Consider the following 1,608-nt stretch of genomic DNA (forward strand, 5'->3'; position numbering starts at 1 on the left):
GCGGCAGCGGTGCCGGACTGGGCGACGACGACGAGCCCCGCAGTCGCGAGAGTGGCCGCCACGGCCGCGGCCACCGGGCGGCGGGATCGGAGACGAGAGGGCGCCGGGACGGGGGTGTTCATGCTGTGCACTCTGTCATGTCGCTCGCGCCCGGAGGGGTCGAATGTGGCCGTCGTCGTCCCGTCAGTGGGCCGCGTCACCTCAGCAGCGGCGCAGCAGGGTTGCGTGGACTCGGGGGCGGTGTCCTACCGGCCCGCCGGTCCGGTCAGCTGAGTCCGAACAACCTCCCCGAGAGTCGCAACGCCATGAGCAGGACCACCGTCGAGTTCGGTGGAGTAGCTGGGGTCCGGGTCCGGGTCCGGCGGGAGGGAGTCGGCCATGCCCCACATCGGCACGAGCACGGCCCGGCGTGCCCTCGGGTGTGACCGCGCGGCAAAAGTTCGATCGGCCCTGCGTAGCAGGACTGGGTGGACGTCCTCGCCACCGGTGCGCGTCGGGCCCCAGCGCCTCGGCGTAGCGCCCCACGCTGGCGCCTCGTCGTGAGTGCGGTCTCGGGGGAGAAGCGTGGTCTCGACCAGCGTCCAGCTTTTCTCACAGGCCTCTGGCCTCTCCACAAGGGGGTGGCGACACAGCCGCTCGCCGGGGCCCGAAGCGTGCCCGGTGCGCAACAGTTCCCCCATGACTCCCGCACCCGGTGGCCCTCGACGTCGCGGCGATCTGCTGGCGGCCCACGGCACGCACCGGGTGACCAACGGATATCGCAGAGCGCACCACGGGATATGGGAACCGGCAACCACCGTCTCCACGCCGGTCACTCGGTTGGCCTCGGCGACACTGGCCTGGCCAGGCGGCGTGGCCACGGGGTGGTTGGCCGCCGCGGTCCACGGCCATCCGTGGGCGCCGGCCGCGTATCCGATCGAGCTGGCCGTCGGCAGAAAGCGGGTGCGCCGCGAGGGGATCGTCGCCCGCCGGTACGAGATCCCGGAAGATCAGGTCGAGAGCATCCTCGACGCCGACGGCGCCCCGCTTCGTGTGGCCAGCGCGGAGTGGGCGTTGTTCGACCTGGCTCGGTATTCGCCGAGGGCCGAGGCGTTGATCGCACTGGACGGTGCGTCACGGATGGGGCCGGGCCACGACATCCGACGATCTCTACCGACGCTGCTCAGCAGGCATCCGGGGTTGCGGGGGCGACGGATCGCGCTCGAGCGCTGTGCCCTGGTGGAGCCGATGACCGAGTCGCCCATGGAGACGCGCCTGCGGTTGTTCCTTCTCGATCTCGGGCTGACCGGTTTCCGGGTGCAGTACCGCACCCCTGGCCTACCGTACCGCCTGGACTTCGCGTTCCCAGACCGCAAGATCGCGGTGGAGTACGACGGTGCCGGCCATCGCGACGCCGTCCAGCACGGTCGGGACGTGCGCCGATGGAACCGGTTACGCGCGGCAGGCTGGACGATCATCATCGTGACGGCAACGCTCTTCTATCACCGTCCCCGCGAGCTCGCCGCCCTCCTGCGCGACGCGCTGGGCTGAGTCGGCCTCTCGACACCGGTCGCGCCCGTCCCGCCTCCGCCAGCCCAGACCCGCCCGTCCCGCCGCTGCGCTCGCCCC

Annotated in this window: 1 protein-coding gene; it reads left to right on the forward strand. The window is 71.6% G+C overall.

Annotated features, from left to right (window positions below):
- Positions 1 to 678 precede the first annotated feature (678 nt).
- Complete coding sequence (locus tag G6019_RS08120; protein WP_182613517.1) at positions 679 to 1,530, forward strand: endonuclease domain-containing protein; 852 nt, start codon at positions 679 to 681, stop codon at positions 1,528 to 1,530.
- The last annotated feature ends 78 nt before the right edge of the window (positions 1,531 to 1,608 follow it).

Origin of the sequence: Dietzia sp. DQ12-76 (genome assembly GCF_014145045.1) — a bacterium.
Classification (GTDB): domain Bacteria; phylum Actinomycetota; class Actinomycetes; order Mycobacteriales; family Mycobacteriaceae; genus Dietzia.